Genomic DNA, 17,316 nt, shown 5'->3' on the forward strand with positions numbered 1-17,316 from the left:
GTATGTAATTGCGCGGAGACCCCTTTGACCAATGTCAAAGCTAGCCCCGCCCTCGGGCAGGGGAATCGTTTTAGCGCGGGCCGTTCGAACGGCTGGGCGTTCCAAGATCGTCGCCACGTTGCGAGCGCGCGTCGATCGAGCGCGTCAGAACGGCGATCGAGGTGTTGACCGATCCGACATCTTTCCGAAGCTCTTTGAGCTGATCGGTGATCGCGTCAACGGCGCGGTCAACGCGAGCGTTGATGGCGCTCATGCTGGCTTCCTGCTGCCCCATGCGGAAGGTGATGCCCTCGATCGGGGAAACCTTCACCTCGAGCTTTTCAAGCCGTTTGTCATACTCGACGCGCCAGACGTCCATGGCACCGATCGCGGCTTGCATTTGAAAGAACGCGGCCAGGCCTGCAACGACGATCGTGCCGATTGTCAGCCAGTTGCCGAGCGAGATGGTGGTTGAGAAAGACGGCTTCTGCATGGGGGAGATCTCCGTCATTGTTTATTTCCAGCATCCTGCGGCCTTGCCGCGCTCATAATGCGCGCCGAGACGGCGCTCTCCCTCGCTCGAGGTGGCCGCGACGCCGACCAAGCTATCGCGGATCACGCCGCAGGGTTTTGTCACCGGGACCGGTGAGGCACACCCGGTTAGCCCGATCCCAGCTACCGCCAGCAGAGCGGCACTGATCAAAGCGCTGGTAATAATCCGTCTCTGCCTGGTCGGCGTTCTGGTTCGCGGCATCGTTCGCCCTTTCGATTTTCTGGACAGCGTTGTCCGCGGCGGAATGCTGGATGTGTTTGACGAAGCCCACGGCAGCCATCAGCACGAGCGCGATACCCACGATGGCAGCCCATGCGCGCGCAGGGACGAGGGCAAGTAGCGCACTCATGCTGCTGCCTCCCGGTGCTTCATCTGCTGGTAGGCAACGACGGCCAGGCCGACGATAGCGGCGAGGCTTCCTCCGACCACCAGAACGGTAAAGACCGTGTCGACAAAACCGCCATTGCCGGTGAGCGGGGATAGGGAATCCTTGGCCGCACCAATCGCAGCGCCCGCCGTGCCGATCGTGGCCGTGATCGTGCCCTTGCCGGCGGGCGTGGACGAAACTTTGGTGTCCTTCGGGTCGGCAGTTTCCTGGCCACCAGCGGGGGCCGGGCGTGGCGCGACAAGTCCGCGCGCCATCGTGAGCGCCGCAACGCGGACATGCTCCACGCGGTTCGTCCAGCCCTTGCCGAAGGTGGGCCACGTCTTGAGACCACGCAGAAACTTCAGGCGCGCATCCTGCAGCTTGTCGATAAGCTCAACGCTCATGACCATGGCATCGAGCGTCTTCGCGCCCATGATGCCGTCCGCCTCGACCCCAAGAACCCGCTGCAGGGTCTTCACGGCCTGGGCCGGCCCGGAGTTCACGGCGTAGTCGAACAGGGCGTAGTCGAGGCCGGCCGGCAGCTCCGAATACCGCAAGGGCTGGGCGTACTGCTTGTCCAGGATCTGCGCGGCTTCAGCCAAGGTGAGGCGCCTCACCTCATCCGGCGTGGCCTTGCGGCCGAGTCGGCGTGAGGCGCCGAGCGTAGCAGCCGTGATGCCGTATTTGGTGGCGCCGCCCGGGTCTTTCGGATGGTTCACATAGCCGCCCTCGGAGCCGAAGACGAGCTTGATGGTCTGGGCGAGGGTATCGCTCATGGTGGCCTCAATAAAAAAGCCGCCTCGAGGGCGGCTGGTGGACAGAGTGGGAGGGGAAATCAGAACCGGGCCGCGAACGCCGCGAGTTCGGGGGAAAGGCTTGGCCAGTTACCGTCGTCTCGATAGGCAGCGTTGCCGATCAGCCCGGCGCAGGCGCCGCGCATGGCGTTGATCCAGTCCATTGCCGCGGCGAAGGTGATCAGGTCGGATTTCTGTGCATCGGTCAGCGTGCCGCCCTGCAAGGCCTTGGCGTTCAGCAGGTTGATATATCCGTTCAGATTGGCCTGCGTGGCCTGTGAGGCCGCGGCGTAGATGCGCCAGGCACATTCGGCGCGCACCGCCTCTGGAGTGGCCTTGCGCCCTTCCCACGCGGCGATTTCGTCAGCGGCAGCATCCCGGTCTCCCGGCTGACAATCGCCAAGATAGATCTCACCCGTCTTCGTATCGATCCACATTCGAGCCTCACCAAGTGCTTGTTGCGATCAGGATGTAACGCCAGTTGGCATTAGTGAGCGTCAGGCCAGCGCCATTCGTCGCGTTGAACAGGACGTAGCCATTCAGAGCGCCGGGCGTGAAGTACATCGCGTTCCTCAGCATCACGGGCTCAAGAGGTCCCCACCAAGGGCCGCCGCCGGCCTCCGTGGCAACGCCATAGACGATATCGCCCACCGCGTAGTTGCCCTCGGCGATGGCGCACTGAAGCGCAAAGGCGCCCATGATGCCGACAGCGGTACCGACGTTGTGGTTTTTCGAGGTCTTGGTACCGGCGGCAGGGAGCGAGCCGGTATCGGTATATTGGAAAGACCTCTGATAGGCATAGGCCACCGTCGACGTGATCGCGCTGGCGCTGGCAATTGCCTCACCAATGAAGACGCGATTGGTCGGCGCCGCGACCGAGCCGTTGCCGACGTACATCTGCCCCTGGCCGATGATATAGGTGTGCTGCCCAGATGCCACGCTGGCTGTGCCGCCATACTGATAGATGGGAGCCAAAGCCGCCACGCCGAGAATGCCGGTATCATCGAGCCAGATAAAGCTGGTGGCCGAAGCATTCACTGTCACTGCGAGATTGCTATTGACCACGACAACCAGGTCCTGCTGACCCTGGGCGCCGAAGCTCTGAGCGATCGTCGCGATGAGCTGGCCCGACGAGCTGACATTCTGCATTGTCAGCGTGAGGTTTGCCGAGGTCGCAGGGAAGAAGGTCGGCAGCCCATTGGTATCCATCGGGCCTTGCAGCACGGTTTGGCGCTTCGGGACCTCGATGCCGGTCAGAAGGAGCGACGCCCGCTGATAGGTGATCACCTGCCAATTGCCGCTTCCGAGATAGAGCGCGATGGCGGTGTCGCCCGCCCTGGTCAGGATATTCGCTGCGCCTGGCAAGATCAGCGACGTGGCGTTGTGGGTCAGCGTCAGGGCACCCGCGAAGGTCAGGAAATACAGCGGGAACGCCGTGCTCGCGGCCGAGCCAAACGAGGTGATCGTGGTGGTGCCAGTGATGCCGATGTTGCGGCTGGAGATCGTGCCAAGGTCGGTCGTGGCAGCCGATGCGAGAGAGGTTCGCGGGCCGGTTTCTGCGGCCACATTCTGCAGCAGGATATATTGCGTCCCGTCATAGAGAGCTTCGGTCTCCTGTCCGACGATCATTTCCCCGCCCGCCAACGGCAGAAGGCCAAGCGGGCTCATTTTCATGATGTTCTTGGCCGCGATGACGGGCGCGGTGATCGCGAGCGTGGTCGGACCGGTCGGCGTAAAGCCAGGCGTGAAGACGATGCGATAGCCGGCCGTCAGCGTGAAGGTGTTTGGGCTGACGCTGGCGAGAACCTGGGCGCCGGCCGTCCCGGTCGTGGTGCCGCCAATGAAGGTCGTGGCGCTGCCGGAAATCTGCCCGTCGACATAGCTCTTCGTCGCCGCGTCCTGGGCGCCGGTGGGATTGGCGAGCAACGTAATCCGGTTGTTGCCCATGGGCAGCGCGGCGTTCATCGCCTTCGTGCCGGAAACGTTCACCGAGTTCGTCAGTTCGTTCCCAATGTCAGCAACCAGGTTGTTGTAAGGCGTGGCATAGATGACCTCACCGTCAACACCAGCGGTGCCGGCCGGCTGAATGTAGGTTCCAGAGCCGTTACGAGGCATCGGGCATTCTCCAAAGTAAAACCCGCCACTTAGGGCGGGCTGGATTTCACGGGACGGTCACGGTGAATGTCGTTCGAAAGAGGTATCCGCAGTGGTGCGGATCAGGGGGCCATCTCGATGATCAAGATTGTGTTCGCCGCGTTAGTCGCGGCGATGTTCTCATTTGCAGTTGCACCGGCCTTCGCCGGTAGCTGCGATCATTCCTGGCAGCAGGCTAAGGACGGGTCCTCGTGCGGCGATCGTGCCGCGGATCGGCGTCAAGGTGGGGATGACGATTAAAATATTCTGAGCGGGGTCCAGACTCCGCTCATAACCGCCTGGGGGCTAGAATGAAGTCAGCGCTGAATACAATTTTTAGCAGCGTATTTGGTATTGTTTGGGCGCTAGGCGGCCCGATAACCTACATTCTGTTGGTTGTGGATACATGGCAAGGCAGAGCCTCCCCATTCGTCAAAATATTGATAAATCTTACCCTTGACGCGTTTCTTGCTACCATATGGCCGATTACAGTAGTTTTTTGGGCACTTCGCGCAGCTTTTCCAGGAGTGTTCTAGATGAATGGAATCGCAGTCATTGTTTCGGCTGGCGTTGACGTGGCGGCCAAGCCCCTAGGTGCACAGCAGAGCCCGGCTAATGCAGGGAACTTAGCACTGTGATATTGAGGTGGGATGCGCCAAACCAAATCCGACACAGACCCCAAGGAGCCCTTTTTTGGGCCGAACGCGATTCCGTGGGTCCTATCCCTGGCGTTCGCCATCGGCGTCATGTGGCTTATTAAGGAATACGCGTTGCCAATCCTTGAGCCCTATAACGCCTCGATCGCACATTTTATTGTGACCAAGCTGGGCCTATAGCCCTCCCCTCCATACCGCTCTGCTGGATCAAGGCATTCACCACCGCGCGCACTCCTGGGGAGAGTTGCGGATTGGTCTTGCCGGCCTGGTAGTTGATCAGGGCATTGACGATACGGTCGCGAGCATCGCCCTGCGCGACCGACAGGCGCCCGAGCTGGCTTGCAAAGTCGGCTGCTGCCTTCTCTCCATTTCGGCTGAGCACCTTGTCGAGCCCCTTCTTGGCGGCCCAACTGGCAACACCAAGTGTCGTCACATTGGGCGGCAGATCTGCAGGCTTCTCGATAGCCTTCATTGCCTCGCGGAAGCCCTGCGTCATGCCAGTGTCGGAGCCGTTTTCGACGCGGTTCTTCACTGTGTTGAACAAGGCTTCCCGGTCGCCTGCGGCCAAAGCCGCGTCAGCATTGTCCCGACCAAAGAGCAGGCCGAGCTTCTGGCGGTTCCAGTCGCCTTCGCCCTTCATGAGCTGGCTGAAGGCAACCGGGTCATTCGCTTTGGTGCCGAGGGTGCGGTCTATCTCGGCGCGAACACCTTGTTGGAGACGCAGAGGGGCAGCAGAAGGCCCTATTAGCGTGCCATTGGGCTGGGCCATTTCCGTGATCTGGCTCTGGAGATCAACCGGCCGAATGGTGGTTTTGCCGCTATCGAGGATCTTGTTCCCCTGCTCAAGGGCTTCCCGCTGCTGCATGAGCTGCTGAAACTGGGCATCTGGATCTTTGATGCCAGGCACAGCCCGTTGCAATTCCGCGTCCACCTGATTGCGGGCCTGTGTGAGCGCGGCAACTGCCTTCGGATCCGCCTCCGTCGAAATCATCCCGTCAATCGCCTGCCGGGTCTGAAACAAGGTATTCGGGCTTGGGTCAAGCTGTCCAGGAGCGCCCGTGATATCGAGCATGTTCCTGACACGCTGCGTTGACTGTTGTGCAGGGCCACGCAAATTGACAGCATTGGTTTCGAGGCTGGCCGCGAGAGGCTCCGTATTCACGGCCCGCGCGTTTTGGAAAAGCGGCCCATACTGCTGACGTGTAGTAGCGAGGCCCTGATCCACAGTGCGGTTGATTGCTGAAGGCTCAACCACTTGCCCGAGCGATGCGTTCAGATCGTTCGCAAGCCGAGCATTTGCGCCTGAGCCCCGCTGCAGCAACGCGTCGACTACGGCACCCCGGCTGTCAGGCACTGAGGCAGCGCCGCGTGCCACGCCGAGCCATTCGGGGGAGACATCCGCCAATGTGCCGAGTGGTCCAAGCTCTTGGGCAGATTGCAGCACATCGGGGGAGATATTCCGGCGCGCATAATCGAGGGCTGGTTTTGAAAGACTACCGATCTCAGGATCGCGGAAGGCGGTGATATAATTGGCGATTGCAGGAATTGCCTTGCTGGCTGCTCCGATCGCGGCGCCCCCGCCCCCGCCGATTTCCGCGCCGGTCAAGGCAGAGTCGAGCCGTTTCTGTACGCCTCCCTCCCCCGAGCCGAAGCCCTGGAGAGCACCATACCCCGCGCCTTCTGCCGCTCCCTTCCAGATGCTGGGGGCGCCCTTGAGCAAGGTCAGTCCAGCCTCCTGAGCCTTTCCGCCCAACATCAGGCCGCCAGCGAGATTGCCGGCGCCGGTTGCAATCGGATGATCCGTTTCGGCCTGGTGAAGCGTGCCGCGCTCGCGATCAAGGGCGCGGCCATAGGCATCTGCCATACGCTGGCCAAAGCCCTTGTCAGCGTCTTCGCCGGTGATAGCCCCCTTCAGCGCCTCGATCGGAGATAGAGCGCCGGCCATGAGCTCATCACCGAAGCCGAGCGTCATGCCTTGCTGAATGCCAGTATTACCGGCGGCCAGCGCCCCTCTCGTCGCGAACCGATGCAGGGCGCTATCGTCATCCTGACGCCCCGCCACTGCATCAGGCGCAAACTGACGATTGATGGTCTCGACTATCTGGACCGCATCAATTGGTGGCGTGAGGGCCGGTGCGGCATATTTCGCCCATGGCGGCACGTCTGCTGGAGCGGCTTCAACGGGCGCAGCATATTTTTCCCACGGTCCGGCCATCACTGCACCTTTTCCCAGCTTTCAGGCTTGCTCGGGTCACCGCCCTTGAAACGAAAGCCGCCTTCAACCGTACCAGGCTGCGGGACGCCAGGAGGTGCCTGCGTGGCCTGTGCGGTCGGAACAACGCCGCCCTGCTTCGGTGCCTCCTGGGGCCCTGTCGCCGCCTTCAGGGCGGCGAACGGATCCGGCAGAGATTGCAACTGCTTCATGCCTTCCTGTCGGTTCATCTGGTTGGTGGTGACCAGCGTCGCGATGCGGGCCTGTTCAAGCCGCTGCTGCGCCAGGGCTTCCATCGTGTCCATGATCAGCGCGTTGCCTTCTGGGGTGTTCGACAGCTTGGGCAGCGCGTCGCGGAACATCTGCACGTCGCGATCGGACGCAGCGCCCGGCATGCCCTGCCGCTGAGCCGGCGTGAGCTTGGACAAGATGGCGTTGGCATATTCGAGGTTGCCGGCGTTCTCGCCCAGCTTGATGCCGTACTGGTTCGCGATGGCCTGGGCACCACCGAGGAAACCGCCGGGCAGCGTGGCAATCGCCTTGCGCAGATTGGCGATATTCCCCAGATCGGCCTTGGCCTGCGGGCCATCTTCAGCGAGACCGAGGAACATCTTGCCCTGGCCCTCGCCAACGGTCTTGTCGAACTGGCTTTCGCCGCCCTGGATGCTGACCGAGGTCTGCGGGCCAAGGCTGGCGGGCTTGCCATCGGGGCCGAAGTAGAGAGGCATGCCGGGGGCGATGCCATACTGCGCGCGCTCCTGATCGGTGGCAGGACGGTAGCCTGAAGGCACCCCGTCTGGCGTGACATCGCGAGCGCCACCGCTGCGTGGATCGAAGGCAAGCGCGCGCCCGTTCAACTCTTTATATTCCTGGTTCGGGGGCGCCTGGAAGACGACTTGCCCGGTCTTGGTATTGACGATGTTGTTCCCGACAGTCGCGGTCGGCGGTGCCGAGAAGTCGGCCACAACTTTTCCATCCGGCATGACCAGTCTGTCACCAACCTGCATCGGCTTCGGCGTGGCCTGATAGATCGGTGCCACCGTGCCGGTGCGCGGATCGGTGCGGAGAATCGTGCCGTCAGGCAGGCTCTGGAAACCGTATTCATTCGGCTTCATGCGCTGCTGGATGATGCCGGCGACAAGCTGCTTGTCAGCAGGCGAGGCGAAGGGATCATTGAGCACCGAGGAGAACTGTTGAAGCTGCTGGGGCGAGAGGCCTCCCTGAGCTGCAGCGGCCGGGGGCGGGCTCATCGCGTTTGCCACGGCCTGCCCACCCGGGGAGAGATTCGGCGCGGCCTGCGCGACCTGCTGGGGAGCACCCGCAATGGCATTAGTGACCGCTGCCGCGCCAGACTGCGGCGCTGTCTGCGGATTTCCCGCAGATGGCGAGGCCTGGGCAGCCGGTGCGGCGGCACCCTCCTGGTCCCAATTGATCGCCTCGTTCGGGACATTATAGCCATTGTTGGCATACTGTTTGGCCTGATCTGGCGACAGGGAGCCAGGCTGGAAATTGCCTTGCTTCAGATCGGCGCCAGGCGTGAACGGGCTTGCGGGCTGCCCTGAGGCGCCAGCGGAGGCCGGAACAAAGCTTGGATCAGCCGACGCAACCTGCACAGGAGCCGGGGCGGCCGGTGGCGCGGCAGCAGCCACCGCACCGTTGCCGTAATGGCCCAGATTGTTCGCATAGGCTTGGGCAAACCGGTTCTGATTGGTGCCAGCCTCGATGCCACCAGGAAGGCTAGTCCATTGCCCGGAAAGGGCTTGACCGATCCCACCACGCGCGTTCGGGTCATTGAGATCGGCGTTGAGATCGCGGCCGGTCTTCTGAGCATAGGTCGTTGCTGCCAGATCCCAGGCCGCGAGATCCTGGTTCTCGGGAGAGAAATCCTTCAAGCCCAGCTTTTTGGCCTGACCATCCCAGGTCGAGCCAAGGAACTGGTAGCGGCCGGCCGCTGACGACGTCTTGCCGGCATTTGGGCCGCTGGCGATCGGCACCGCAACATTGGGATGCGCGGCATAGCTCTCAAACTTCTTGCCGCCGTACAGCGTGTTGTAATCCGGGCTTTCCGTACCGGCGATCGTATCAAGCAGCGCCTTCTGCGTCGGAGAAAGGCTGGTGTTTGCCGCCTGCGTGACCCGGCCGCCCGAGGGAGAAGAAGACGCTCCACTGCTGCTAGTGCTCAGAGCGGTCACCGCGGCTTGAGGCCCAGCACCACCACCCAACAGCCCGCCAAGCAAAGACGACGTGCGCTGAGAACTCGCATTGCGCGCGTTCTTCTCGTCGGTATCGGCCCAGTAGTTCTGAAGCGTGCCGGACAAAGCATCCGTGACGCGGGCCACGCCTTGCCAAGGGGATTGGATCGGGGAACTGTCCGAACCCTGCTTCATCAAGGCCATGGCGAGCATGCGCCGACGCTCCAAGGCTTCGGGCGAGAGCGCACCGGCCTGGGCGGCCTCTTCGGGCGACGGGCCGGAAATGAACGAAAGAGCCATGGTCTACCCCTCAGAGGTGGGAACCGCCGCCCATGCCGCCATGGGTGCGATTGTCGTCGAGATAGTTGGGGTTCGCCCGGAAACCTGACTGTTGCGCCCCTTGGGCGGCCGGGTTCCACGTCCCACGCGCCGCCGAACTGGGAGAGGATCCCATCATGCTCCCCATGCCGCGCTGCGGGCTCCAGGAGCCGCCCAAGATCGCATTGGTGACGTTCTGGGCTCCCGCGCTCTGCGTGGCCTGCTGACCATTGGTGCGCCAATCCGGGCCAAACAGACCTCCGAAAATCATATCCTGCATCTGCCGCACGACAGGCTTGTTGGGATCAGCGGACATCTGAAAGGAAGAGCTGGGATCGATAGGCATCACATCACCGCCTGATCATAGTTGACATGCTTGACGCCGCCGAACTCGCGTACCGCCCAAGGCTTCACGCGCTCGACTTCCTGAGCCAGAAGGCCGATTTCACGGGCGCCACCGATCTCATAGGCATGATACGAAATGCCGTTCCTGAGCGCGCCCAGGCGTCGGATATTGCGCTTCAGGCGGCGATCTGACCGAAGCCAGCCGCCCAGGCCCATGCCGGCGATGTTGCCGATCGTGCCGAAGATGCCACCCATGCTGGCCRCATTCGCTTGGTTCTGGGCGTTGTAGGCGCCGAGCTGGGCATTGTAGGAATTGTAGACGTCACCCTCGTAATCGGCGGGTTTGATCTGCGTACTCGGCGTCTGGCCATAGGTGGGGTTGGTCACCTGGGAGCCTGACATGAGCGCGTTCAGTTCATTGATCGGCTCCTGGCGCTGCGTGACCATCTGCTGAACGGCCTGTTGGCGCCCGTTGAGCAGCATCTGGTTCCACTGATCGCTGTTGCCCTGACCCTGCAGCTTTATGGCGTTGTTGTAGGCCTCCGAGCCAGCCGTGACACCCTGGGCCGCAAGCTGGGCCTGCAGAGCCTGTCCCTGCCGGTTTTGCTGATCGGTGATGCGAGGCGAATAGAGGTCGTAGAGGTGCTGATCGATCGTGGAATCGGACAGATCCAGTGGCGTGTTCAGCAGATCGCCCATCCTCTTAGACTGGTCGACGCCGATTTGAGCAACCGTCTGCTTGGTCTGATTGCTGAGGTCGTAGAGCCTCTGCTGGTCTGGCGAATAGGTCTGCGTCGCCGTGAACTGCGGGATTTCATACTCGTGCCAAGCACCATTCGCATCCTGCATCCGGTACTTGTTCATGCCGGTCTGCGAATAATTCAGGGTGCCCTGCGGCGTGACCTGGTTCGTCTGGTTGATCAGCTGCGTGCCGATCGCGCTCGCGATGTTCTGGCCAGTTTGCGCATTCGCGGTCTTGACCGGATCCGGTGCCGGGGGTGGATCAGGCGCGTCGCCCATTTTGCACCTCTAATTTCAACCAGGGAAAATCTTCGGGCAGCAGCCCGTAAATGATGGCATCCTCATCGCCGTAGCCGCGACGCTTCACGCCTTCGATCTTGAAGCCACAGCGGCCGGCCAGGCGGTGCACAAGATGATTGCTGGCCCGCACCGTCATCGAGACACGCTGGCATCCCGCCTGCACGAAAGCGTAGTGGGCGAAGGCCTTCATTACTTGGCGGGACAGGATGCCAGGGCCTGCGATCGTCATGTGAATGTCGGAACCGGTCCAGCAATTGAAGACCGCACCACCGATCAGATCACCACCTCGAGCAACGCCGATCGAGACGAAGGGCGGCGACAAGGTGAAGCCGATCAGATCGCCGACCAACCGGGCCACTTCCACATCGCGGCCCGTGACGATTTCCATCAGAAATAGCCGCCCGGCTCGTACAGGACGTTCATTTCAGTGATCTTGCAGTTCACGCCGACATTGGGCGTTGCCGGCAGAGCCTTGATCGAGACCGCCGCCGCCATCTGGTAGCCTTCACCGGTCACTGCAACCCACTTCGCCATCGTATTGTTTTGAGCCGCCCAGCGGGCCGTGCCCCACCGTGCCGAGCCCCAGAGAGACCCGCTCAGCACCGGCGACGATTGGGCGGCGGTCGGCGCCACGATATTGTAGTCGACGCAGACGGCCACCTGGGCAGCGATGCCGGGATCCGTGATGAATACTGGGCGCGCCATGCGGGCCGACTTCGTGCGCCCTTTGATGCCCAGATCGTTGAAAGCAGAGATCCATGTCGCGGCGATCGCGGTGTTGTTGTCGGCACTGCCGATTTCGGCCTGGAACACCTTGCCGGCGACGTCGCCGAAAAACAGATCGTCGCGCCGGATTCCCCAGGATGAGGCATTGAGCCCGAGATACCGGCACCAGGCACCCGTAAGCACGTTCATCACATACTGGATCGAGGTCACGCCCTCGGCGGTCGGTATGTTGATGATCGCCATGTTGCCCTTGGCATAGCTCAGGATCTGCCATCCGAAGTTCTGGCCATAGAGGGCATAGGCGTCGGTGAAAGCCTTCTGGATGTTCCAGGTGAAAGCAGCTCGAGCAGCAGCGGCGCGATCGATATTGATCGCCTGCGAGCCCGGCATCAGACCATCGGAGCACAACAACACCACGTCAGCGCCGATGTTCAGCGTGCAGCGCCTCCCTATCGGCCGGCCGACAACGAAGCGCGCCACTATTGACCATGTGGTACTGCTGGCTGGGTCGGTGCCGGCATAGACGAAAACCTCTCCCTCGGATGAGAGGAAGACGCAGTAATCTTGCGGTCCCTGGCCAGCATCATGCGTCCAGGTGCAGCCGCTGATCAGAGAACCGCCTTTCACCATCAGGGAGCCCAGAGGGAATTTCGTCGCGGCGCCGCCAATGGAATTCGGGGCGAGATACCAGGCGTCAGCCGTGCCGCTCTCAATAAACCAGAGGCGCCGCTTTGAAGCCCAGACATGGACGAGCGCGTTCGGATTTGCCGGGCCGGTGATAGCCGGTGACGTGCTCCAGCTCGTGCCATCATAGAAGCGCGGGGCATCGAAGCCGTTGACGGCCACCAGAAATTGCCCACCAGGCGTCGAGAATTCCAGCCATTGCCAACGATTGTTGCTCAGTCCAGAGACCGCGGCCGATGCGACGTTGCCGCCATTGGTGACGTCGTAGATCTTGTTGCCGACGCAGGCGAACATCTTGGTAGAGCTGCCCCCTTGCCAAACCATGATGGTTTCAACCGGCGTCGTTTCCGGCGTCGTGGCGAAGACCTGAGAACCGGGGCGCCAGCGGAGGCCATCCGGGTCGGGAAAGAAATTGTCCAGCACGACAGCCGCTTGCGGGTCCATCATGCTGATCGCCTCGTTCGCAACCCATCCCTTCGTTGAGGCCGGGATGGTGTGCTGGCGAGAGATGACATTCCGACCATTGCCGGGGCGCAGCGGCTTCCTCATCACGGCCCCGGATAGCTGATGATGCCGGGGTACCACGTATCCGCCGGCTCAAGGAGTTGGGTCGTGCTGATTTCTCGCCCGGTGTTCTCCTGGCCGGCATTGGTGTCGAAGGATGCTTCATAGCTGCGGAATTCCTCCGCATAATCGAGACCCTTGGACCGCTTCCACATCCAGATCGTGCCGAGCATGATAAGGCGCTCGGGAATGATCGAGGTGTCAGTGTCGGCGCTCCATTCGAGTTTCCGGGTCACACCGTCCTGATCGAGGATCCAAGGCGCCGTGGCATAGACATAGGTCGCTACCTCGCCGACGCCGAGAACCGGGAAGAATTCGATCTTGTTGTTGATCAAACGCCAGCAGGAAGGCTGCACCGAAACCGGCAACGCCTTGAGGCGCAACAGATCCTCTTCGTTGACCGGGCCTGGCATCGTCAGCGTGGGATAGCTGCTGGAAATGAAGGTATCGGAGGGCGACAGCGTCGCGAAGTTCGCCGGCAAAGGGAACTGTGCGGTTGCGCCATCGCCCGTGAAGGTGGCATTGCTCGATTTCAGATTGCGCCATGTCCAGCGCTCGCGCAGATCGTCGCCTGCGTCTTGGGCGAACGCCACAAGCTGCTGAATGGTCGGATCTGGGGAGCTGAAAGCCGATTGCGGAGGCAAAAGCCCTATCCGCGTGGCGGCTTTCTGGACGATGGACAGCAGGGACATCAGACAGCGTCCTTCCTGGGTCGACCAGGCCCGCGGCGCTCGTCGTCAGACTGGGATTTGACGAGGGCCGAGAGTTCAGCGAAATCGCTTTTGAGAGTGGCCATTTCATCCTTGAGACGCTGGTTCTCTTCGGCCATTTCGATCGCGAAAGCGTTGTCCGCGGCGTTCTTCAGCCATGCCGACGCCTTGTCGCGCCATTCACGCAAGCCGTGGTGCTTGGACAACTGGGCATCGGCGACGGCTGCCAGTCCTTCCACGTTGAAGATGGCCAAGGCCTCGAATTCCTTGAGCCGGGCCGGCGTCATCAATGGCCACTGCCTGAGCGGGGTGCCGGTGATTTGGTCGGCGTTCTCGCGATCTGCCTTCCACTTCCCATAGGCTTCGGCGAAGCGCTCCCGGTAATGGTCGGTAACCGGCGAGGAAATCTGATTGAAGGGGTCGCCAGCAACGAAGATTCGAACGGTCTCGATCTCATCGAAGATCGGGCGCCCTGCCTTTGCGGACGCAGCGGGATTTTCGACCGGCTCCATGTAGAAAATGGGGGTGACGCCCCTATTCATTTCAATCCATTGCTCATGGCCGTTGTGACCGATCGTCATCATCGGGTCGCCGGCATCGCCGAGCATGTCGGTATAGCTCATTGGGGTTTTTCCTGTTGATGGGAAAAGAAAAGAGGCCCCGAAGGGCCTCTCTGGTGTCATCAGCCAACCGGATCAGTTGGTCTTGTCGATGTACGGCCATTTGAAATAGGCCTCGACATAGCCGTTGGCAGTGATCGCCACCGCCGTGCCGTTCGCCGTGGCATTGGCGCTCAGCGTGATCGTGTAGTTGCCGGGATTGCCGTTGATCGAGGCAATCGTGGTGGAGCCGGGGATGCCGGTACCCGCCACGGTCTGACCAGGATAGAGGCCGGCGGTGCTCGAGATATTCGTCAGCGTCGGCGAGCCGTTGGTGGTGTTCGCGGTGAACGCCACATTGGTTTGCGCCAGATAGAGGCCGACGATGAGCTTGGAGCCGACAGTTGCCGACGCCGGGGCATTGGCTTGGCCGGCCGTTGCCGTGGTTTCAGCCAGGTTGCCGGCAGCGGCAGCGGAAGCCGCCTTGAGCAGGCTGACGCCCGAGCGCTGAACCCAAATCCCATAGGTGCCCGTGGCCGGGAACACATAGGAGAAGGGAGTGGCAGCGGGATCACCATAGCGGCCGCCCAGATAGAAGGCGCCGACAGACTGGCCGCGAACGCCGGCAGCCGTGGTGAGCTGCGTAGCGGTGCCGTTGTTGTCCCACTGGAACAGGTCGCCCTGGTTCACGGTGAGCGGGGCAGAGCCGACAGTGAAGAGGAGAAACACAAACTCCGCTTCCTGATCGCCGCTGACCACTTCGCCAACGCGGAAGGACGGCAGGGGGCCGGACTTGCCGGTGATGTCGAGAGGGCCTTCGGGCGCGTAGAGACGCGGGCCAATGCCCCCATACTGGAGGTATGCAATGGTCATTGTGAGGATCCTTACTGCCAGAGCACGCCCTGGAGGGACAGGTTGTCAGCGGACATGTTGCCCGCCCACGCGTAGATCCGCACCGTGGCGTCCTGATTGGCGTTCTGGCGATTGCCGCCAACCACCTTGAAATTCCGCTGAGTGTGAGGGCGGTATTTCAGGAAGTCGGTGTTCAGGAAGTACATGGTGTTGACGGGGATCTGGCCGTTCTTGCCGCCATCGAGGATGACATCGACCGACTTGCCGGCGCCGTAGTATTTGAGGCCGGTGAAGCCCATGCCAACCTTGTCTCCGCCGCCATCCGTGATGCGCTGGATGCTCTGCAGGGAGCTCAGATAGGCGAGGTAATAGTTGTTGTCGGCCACGATCAGATTGACGCCATCCTGATTGCGCTTCAGGCAGATCGTGGTCTTGTTCATGTACTGGACGACGTTGGTCGACGTGACGACGCCCAGCGGGTCGGTGTTCGCGTTCACCGACACGTTGCGCCACCAGGGATTTGCAGCGCGGTCGATACCGCCGATCAGGCCGGTGGTCGGCGCCTTGGAGATCAGGGCCGCAAGGCCGGTGATCTGCTTGCCGGACCAGCCGGTACCATCGGAATAGATGCCGGCAGACATCTGGTTCCAGAAAGTATCTTCGGCGCCGTCGACGCGAGCTTCGATGAGGTCGATCATCTGCTCTTCGCCGGTATTCTGGAGCTGCTCAAGGCCGGAAATCACGACCGCGATCGATGCCTGTTTGATGGGGAATCGCGCGGCGGTCATGGTGTCGTTGAGCGTGATGTTCAGGAACTCGTAGCCCGAGTAGAACATGAACGTCTGGTTCTGCGCGTAGCGCAGTTCCTCGATAATCTCGCGGCCACCGGAAAAGGGCTTGCGGCTCTTATCCTTCATGTATGCGAGCAAGGCGTTGTTGTTGGTGATGTTGTCCGAGAGCTTCTTGGAGCGGTTCTCCAAGGTGGTCGTGACGACATCGCCCCAGTCAACGGAAGTGACGAGAGGTGCAGGCATCTGCCTATGTCCTTATGATGATACTCAGGCCTCGCCGCGCTGCTCTGCGATAGAGCGCCGGATAGTCTCTCTGAGCGATTCATTGGCGGGTGGCGCGTTGGTCGGGGTCTCACCTCGAGCCGGTGCGCCGGTCACGGCTTTGGAGGCCTGGCGGGCTTGAGCTGCCGCATTGGCCTTTGCCGCGTTTGATGCGGCGGGAGTGGTGGCACGCTCGTTGATGAGCAACTGCCTGACGTCGGGATGCATCCAACAGGCCGTTTCGTAGATCGCGGGAAGGTCGATTTTCTGCCCGCTGGTGTTGGCCTGGTTGATGAGGCTCACCATGATCTCCGACACGTTGTCGGCATACCTGTTCTTGGGATCGGCGAAGAACGTGTCGACGTTCTGAGCCACGGTCTGCCTGTGCTGATTGGCTCGTTCACTCTCTTGATTGGTGACGATGCTTTTTAGCTGGGCAAGTTCCTGGAGCAGAGCCGGGTGGATCTGCACTGGATTGGTATCGTCGCCTGACTGCGTCGATACCTGACCGCCGCCAAGGCGCTGCAAGAGACCTTGCGCAAACTGTTGAGGATGGATCCCAAAGTTACTGGCAAGATGGGCGACGGCAGCGAAGGGGTCGCGCCTGAAGGAATCTTCCCAATTCGTATAGTTGGTCAGGGCACCTTCAAGCGTAGTACGGGCCTGACGCGCCCGTTCTGCAAAGGGTTCCAGCCCCTTATATTCCGTGAGCTTGGCAAACCCCTGGTTCACCTCCTGCTCGCGCTTGACGATATCGGCCTTCACCTCGGGCGGCAGGCCGTCAAAGGCGGCCTTGCTCTTGGGAGACCAACCGGGAGGCGGCCGGATAGCTTGCTGATCCTCCTGCGGAGTCTCAGGAGCGGCATTGTCGCCCTTCGGGGCATCAGCCGCGCCGGCCTTCTGCTCCTTGCCCTCTTGGGGCTTCTCCAGAGCCTTCTCCTGGCTGGCGAACCGGCCGCTCTCGTCGCGGGCGCGGGCCTGCTTTGCCTCTTCCTGCTCATTGGCAAGGGGAGTTTCAGCCGGGGTCTCCGCTACAGCCGCCCGCTGCTGCTCAATAGCCGCGGTGATCGTCGCACGCAGGTCATCGCCTGCTGGCGTCTCAATGACGCCCTCGTTCAGGACTTCGTCGGTCATGCTCTCTTGGGGGTTGCGCCGCTACCCGTTGATGTCGGGCTGGCTATTCGTCCTCAGGAAGGACAGAGGTCGGAAGAGGATCGGGCTTGTAGCCCTGCTTTACCTTCTGGACTGCCTCGGCAATCTCAGCCTTGGTCACCGGGGGGCGATCGGGCCGGGACGGTTCTTCGCCGGCTTCCATGATGCGAACGCCCTGGTCTTTGTAGGAGCGATAGAGAGCGGAACGGCTGTCGTAGAATTTGCCGTCCTGCATGCTCTTCACGGCGCCGATGTCATCGCGAACGAGCATCGGGCACGGCAGGTCAGAGCGCGCGCCGCGTGAGCGCTCAGGCTTCACCGTCTCGATCGGCATCGACCAATCGATCCGCTTGAAATTGTCGCGGTATGCCTGGTCTGCGTTCATGC

17 protein-coding genes are annotated in these 17,316 nt (G+C 61.7%); all 17 read right to left on the reverse strand.

Annotated elements, in window-relative coordinates; genetic code table 11:
* Positions 1–70: 70 nt before the first annotated feature.
* The 17 genes from AB4037_RS08505 to AB4037_RS08585 all read right to left on the reverse strand — a co-directional run bounded on the left by AB4037_RS08505 (position 71) and on the right by AB4037_RS08585 (position 17,314).
* On the reverse strand, positions 71–490 hold the full coding sequence (locus tag AB4037_RS08505) for a hypothetical protein (RefSeq protein WP_441771218.1): 420 nt from the start codon (positions 488–490) through the stop codon (positions 71–73).
* A gap of 94 nt (positions 491–584) precedes the next feature.
* Positions 585–881, reverse strand: a complete 297-nt coding sequence (locus tag AB4037_RS08510; protein WP_441771219.1) for a hypothetical protein — start codon at positions 879–881, stop codon at positions 585–587.
* On the reverse strand, positions 878–1,675 hold the full coding sequence (locus AB4037_RS08515; protein ID WP_441771220.1) for a glycoside hydrolase family 108 protein: 798 nt from the start codon (positions 1,673–1,675) through the stop codon (positions 878–880). The genes AB4037_RS08510 and AB4037_RS08515 overlap by 4 nt, the downstream gene beginning before the upstream one ends.
* A gap of 59 nt (positions 1,676–1,734) precedes the next feature.
* The gene (locus AB4037_RS08520; protein ID WP_441771221.1) at positions 1,735–2,130 is read right to left on the reverse strand and encodes a hypothetical protein; all 396 of its coding nucleotides are present in this window, start codon (positions 2,128–2,130) and stop codon (positions 1,735–1,737) included.
* Positions 2,131–2,137: 7 nt separating this feature from the next.
* Positions 2,138–3,808 (reverse strand): hypothetical protein, encoded by a 1,671-nt coding sequence (locus tag AB4037_RS08525; protein ID WP_441771222.1) that lies wholly within the window; start codon positions 3,806–3,808, stop codon positions 2,138–2,140.
* Between the two features lie 828 nt (positions 3,809–4,636).
* Positions 4,637–6,700 carry a hypothetical protein gene (locus tag AB4037_RS08530; RefSeq protein WP_441771223.1) on the reverse strand — a complete coding sequence of 688 codons (2,064 nt, stop codon included), beginning with the start codon at positions 6,698–6,700 and terminating at the stop codon, positions 4,637–4,639.
* Complete coding sequence (locus AB4037_RS08535; protein ID WP_441771224.1) at positions 6,697–9,099, reverse strand: hypothetical protein; 2,403 nt, start codon at positions 9,097–9,099, stop codon at positions 6,697–6,699. Before AB4037_RS08535 ends, AB4037_RS08530 begins: the two co-directional genes overlap by 4 nt.
* 97 nt (positions 9,100–9,196) lie before the next feature.
* On the reverse strand, positions 9,197–9,550 hold the full coding sequence (locus tag AB4037_RS08540; RefSeq protein WP_441771225.1) for a hypothetical protein: 354 nt from the start codon (positions 9,548–9,550) through the stop codon (positions 9,197–9,199).
* Complete coding sequence (locus AB4037_RS08545) at positions 9,550–10,569, reverse strand: tail fiber domain-containing protein (RefSeq protein ID WP_441771226.1); 1,020 nt, start codon at positions 10,567–10,569, stop codon at positions 9,550–9,552. The genes AB4037_RS08540 and AB4037_RS08545 overlap by 1 nt, the downstream gene beginning before the upstream one ends.
* Positions 10,553–10,978, reverse strand: coding sequence for a GNAT family N-acetyltransferase (locus AB4037_RS08550; protein WP_441771227.1), 426 nt, complete (start codon positions 10,976–10,978; stop codon positions 10,553–10,555). The genes AB4037_RS08545 and AB4037_RS08550 overlap by 17 nt, the downstream gene beginning before the upstream one ends.
* The gene (locus tag AB4037_RS08555; protein ID WP_441771228.1) at positions 10,978–12,447 is read right to left on the reverse strand and encodes a hypothetical protein; all 1,470 of its coding nucleotides are present in this window, start codon (positions 12,445–12,447) and stop codon (positions 10,978–10,980) included. The genes AB4037_RS08550 and AB4037_RS08555 overlap by 1 nt, the downstream gene beginning before the upstream one ends.
* A 101-nt stretch (positions 12,448–12,548) precedes the next feature.
* On the reverse strand, positions 12,549–13,256 hold the full coding sequence (locus AB4037_RS08560; RefSeq protein WP_441771229.1) for a phage adaptor protein: 708 nt from the start codon (positions 13,254–13,256) through the stop codon (positions 12,549–12,551).
* Positions 13,256–13,897, reverse strand: coding sequence for a hypothetical protein (locus tag AB4037_RS08565; protein WP_441771230.1), 642 nt, complete (start codon positions 13,895–13,897; stop codon positions 13,256–13,258). Before AB4037_RS08565 ends, AB4037_RS08560 begins: the two co-directional genes overlap by 1 nt.
* Before the next feature lie 72 nt (positions 13,898–13,969).
* Positions 13,970–14,746, reverse strand: coding sequence for a hypothetical protein (locus tag AB4037_RS08570; RefSeq protein ID WP_441771231.1), 777 nt, complete (start codon positions 14,744–14,746; stop codon positions 13,970–13,972).
* 11 nt (positions 14,747–14,757) lie between these two features.
* Positions 14,758–15,759, reverse strand: a complete 1,002-nt coding sequence (locus tag AB4037_RS08575) for a phage major capsid protein (RefSeq protein ID WP_441771232.1) — start codon at positions 15,757–15,759, stop codon at positions 14,758–14,760.
* 24 nt (positions 15,760–15,783) lie between these two features.
* Positions 15,784–16,911 (reverse strand): hypothetical protein, encoded by a 1,128-nt coding sequence (locus AB4037_RS08580; protein ID WP_441771233.1) that lies wholly within the window; start codon positions 16,909–16,911, stop codon positions 15,784–15,786.
* Between the two features lie 43 nt (positions 16,912–16,954).
* Positions 16,955–17,314 (reverse strand): hypothetical protein, encoded by a 360-nt coding sequence (locus AB4037_RS08585; RefSeq protein ID WP_441771234.1) that lies wholly within the window; start codon positions 17,312–17,314, stop codon positions 16,955–16,957.
* Positions 17,315–17,316: the final 2 nt, after the last annotated feature.

The sequence above is a fragment of the Labrys sp. KB_33_2 genome (assembly GCF_052114505.1).
Classification (GTDB): Bacteria; Pseudomonadota; Alphaproteobacteria; order Rhizobiales; family Labraceae; genus Labrys.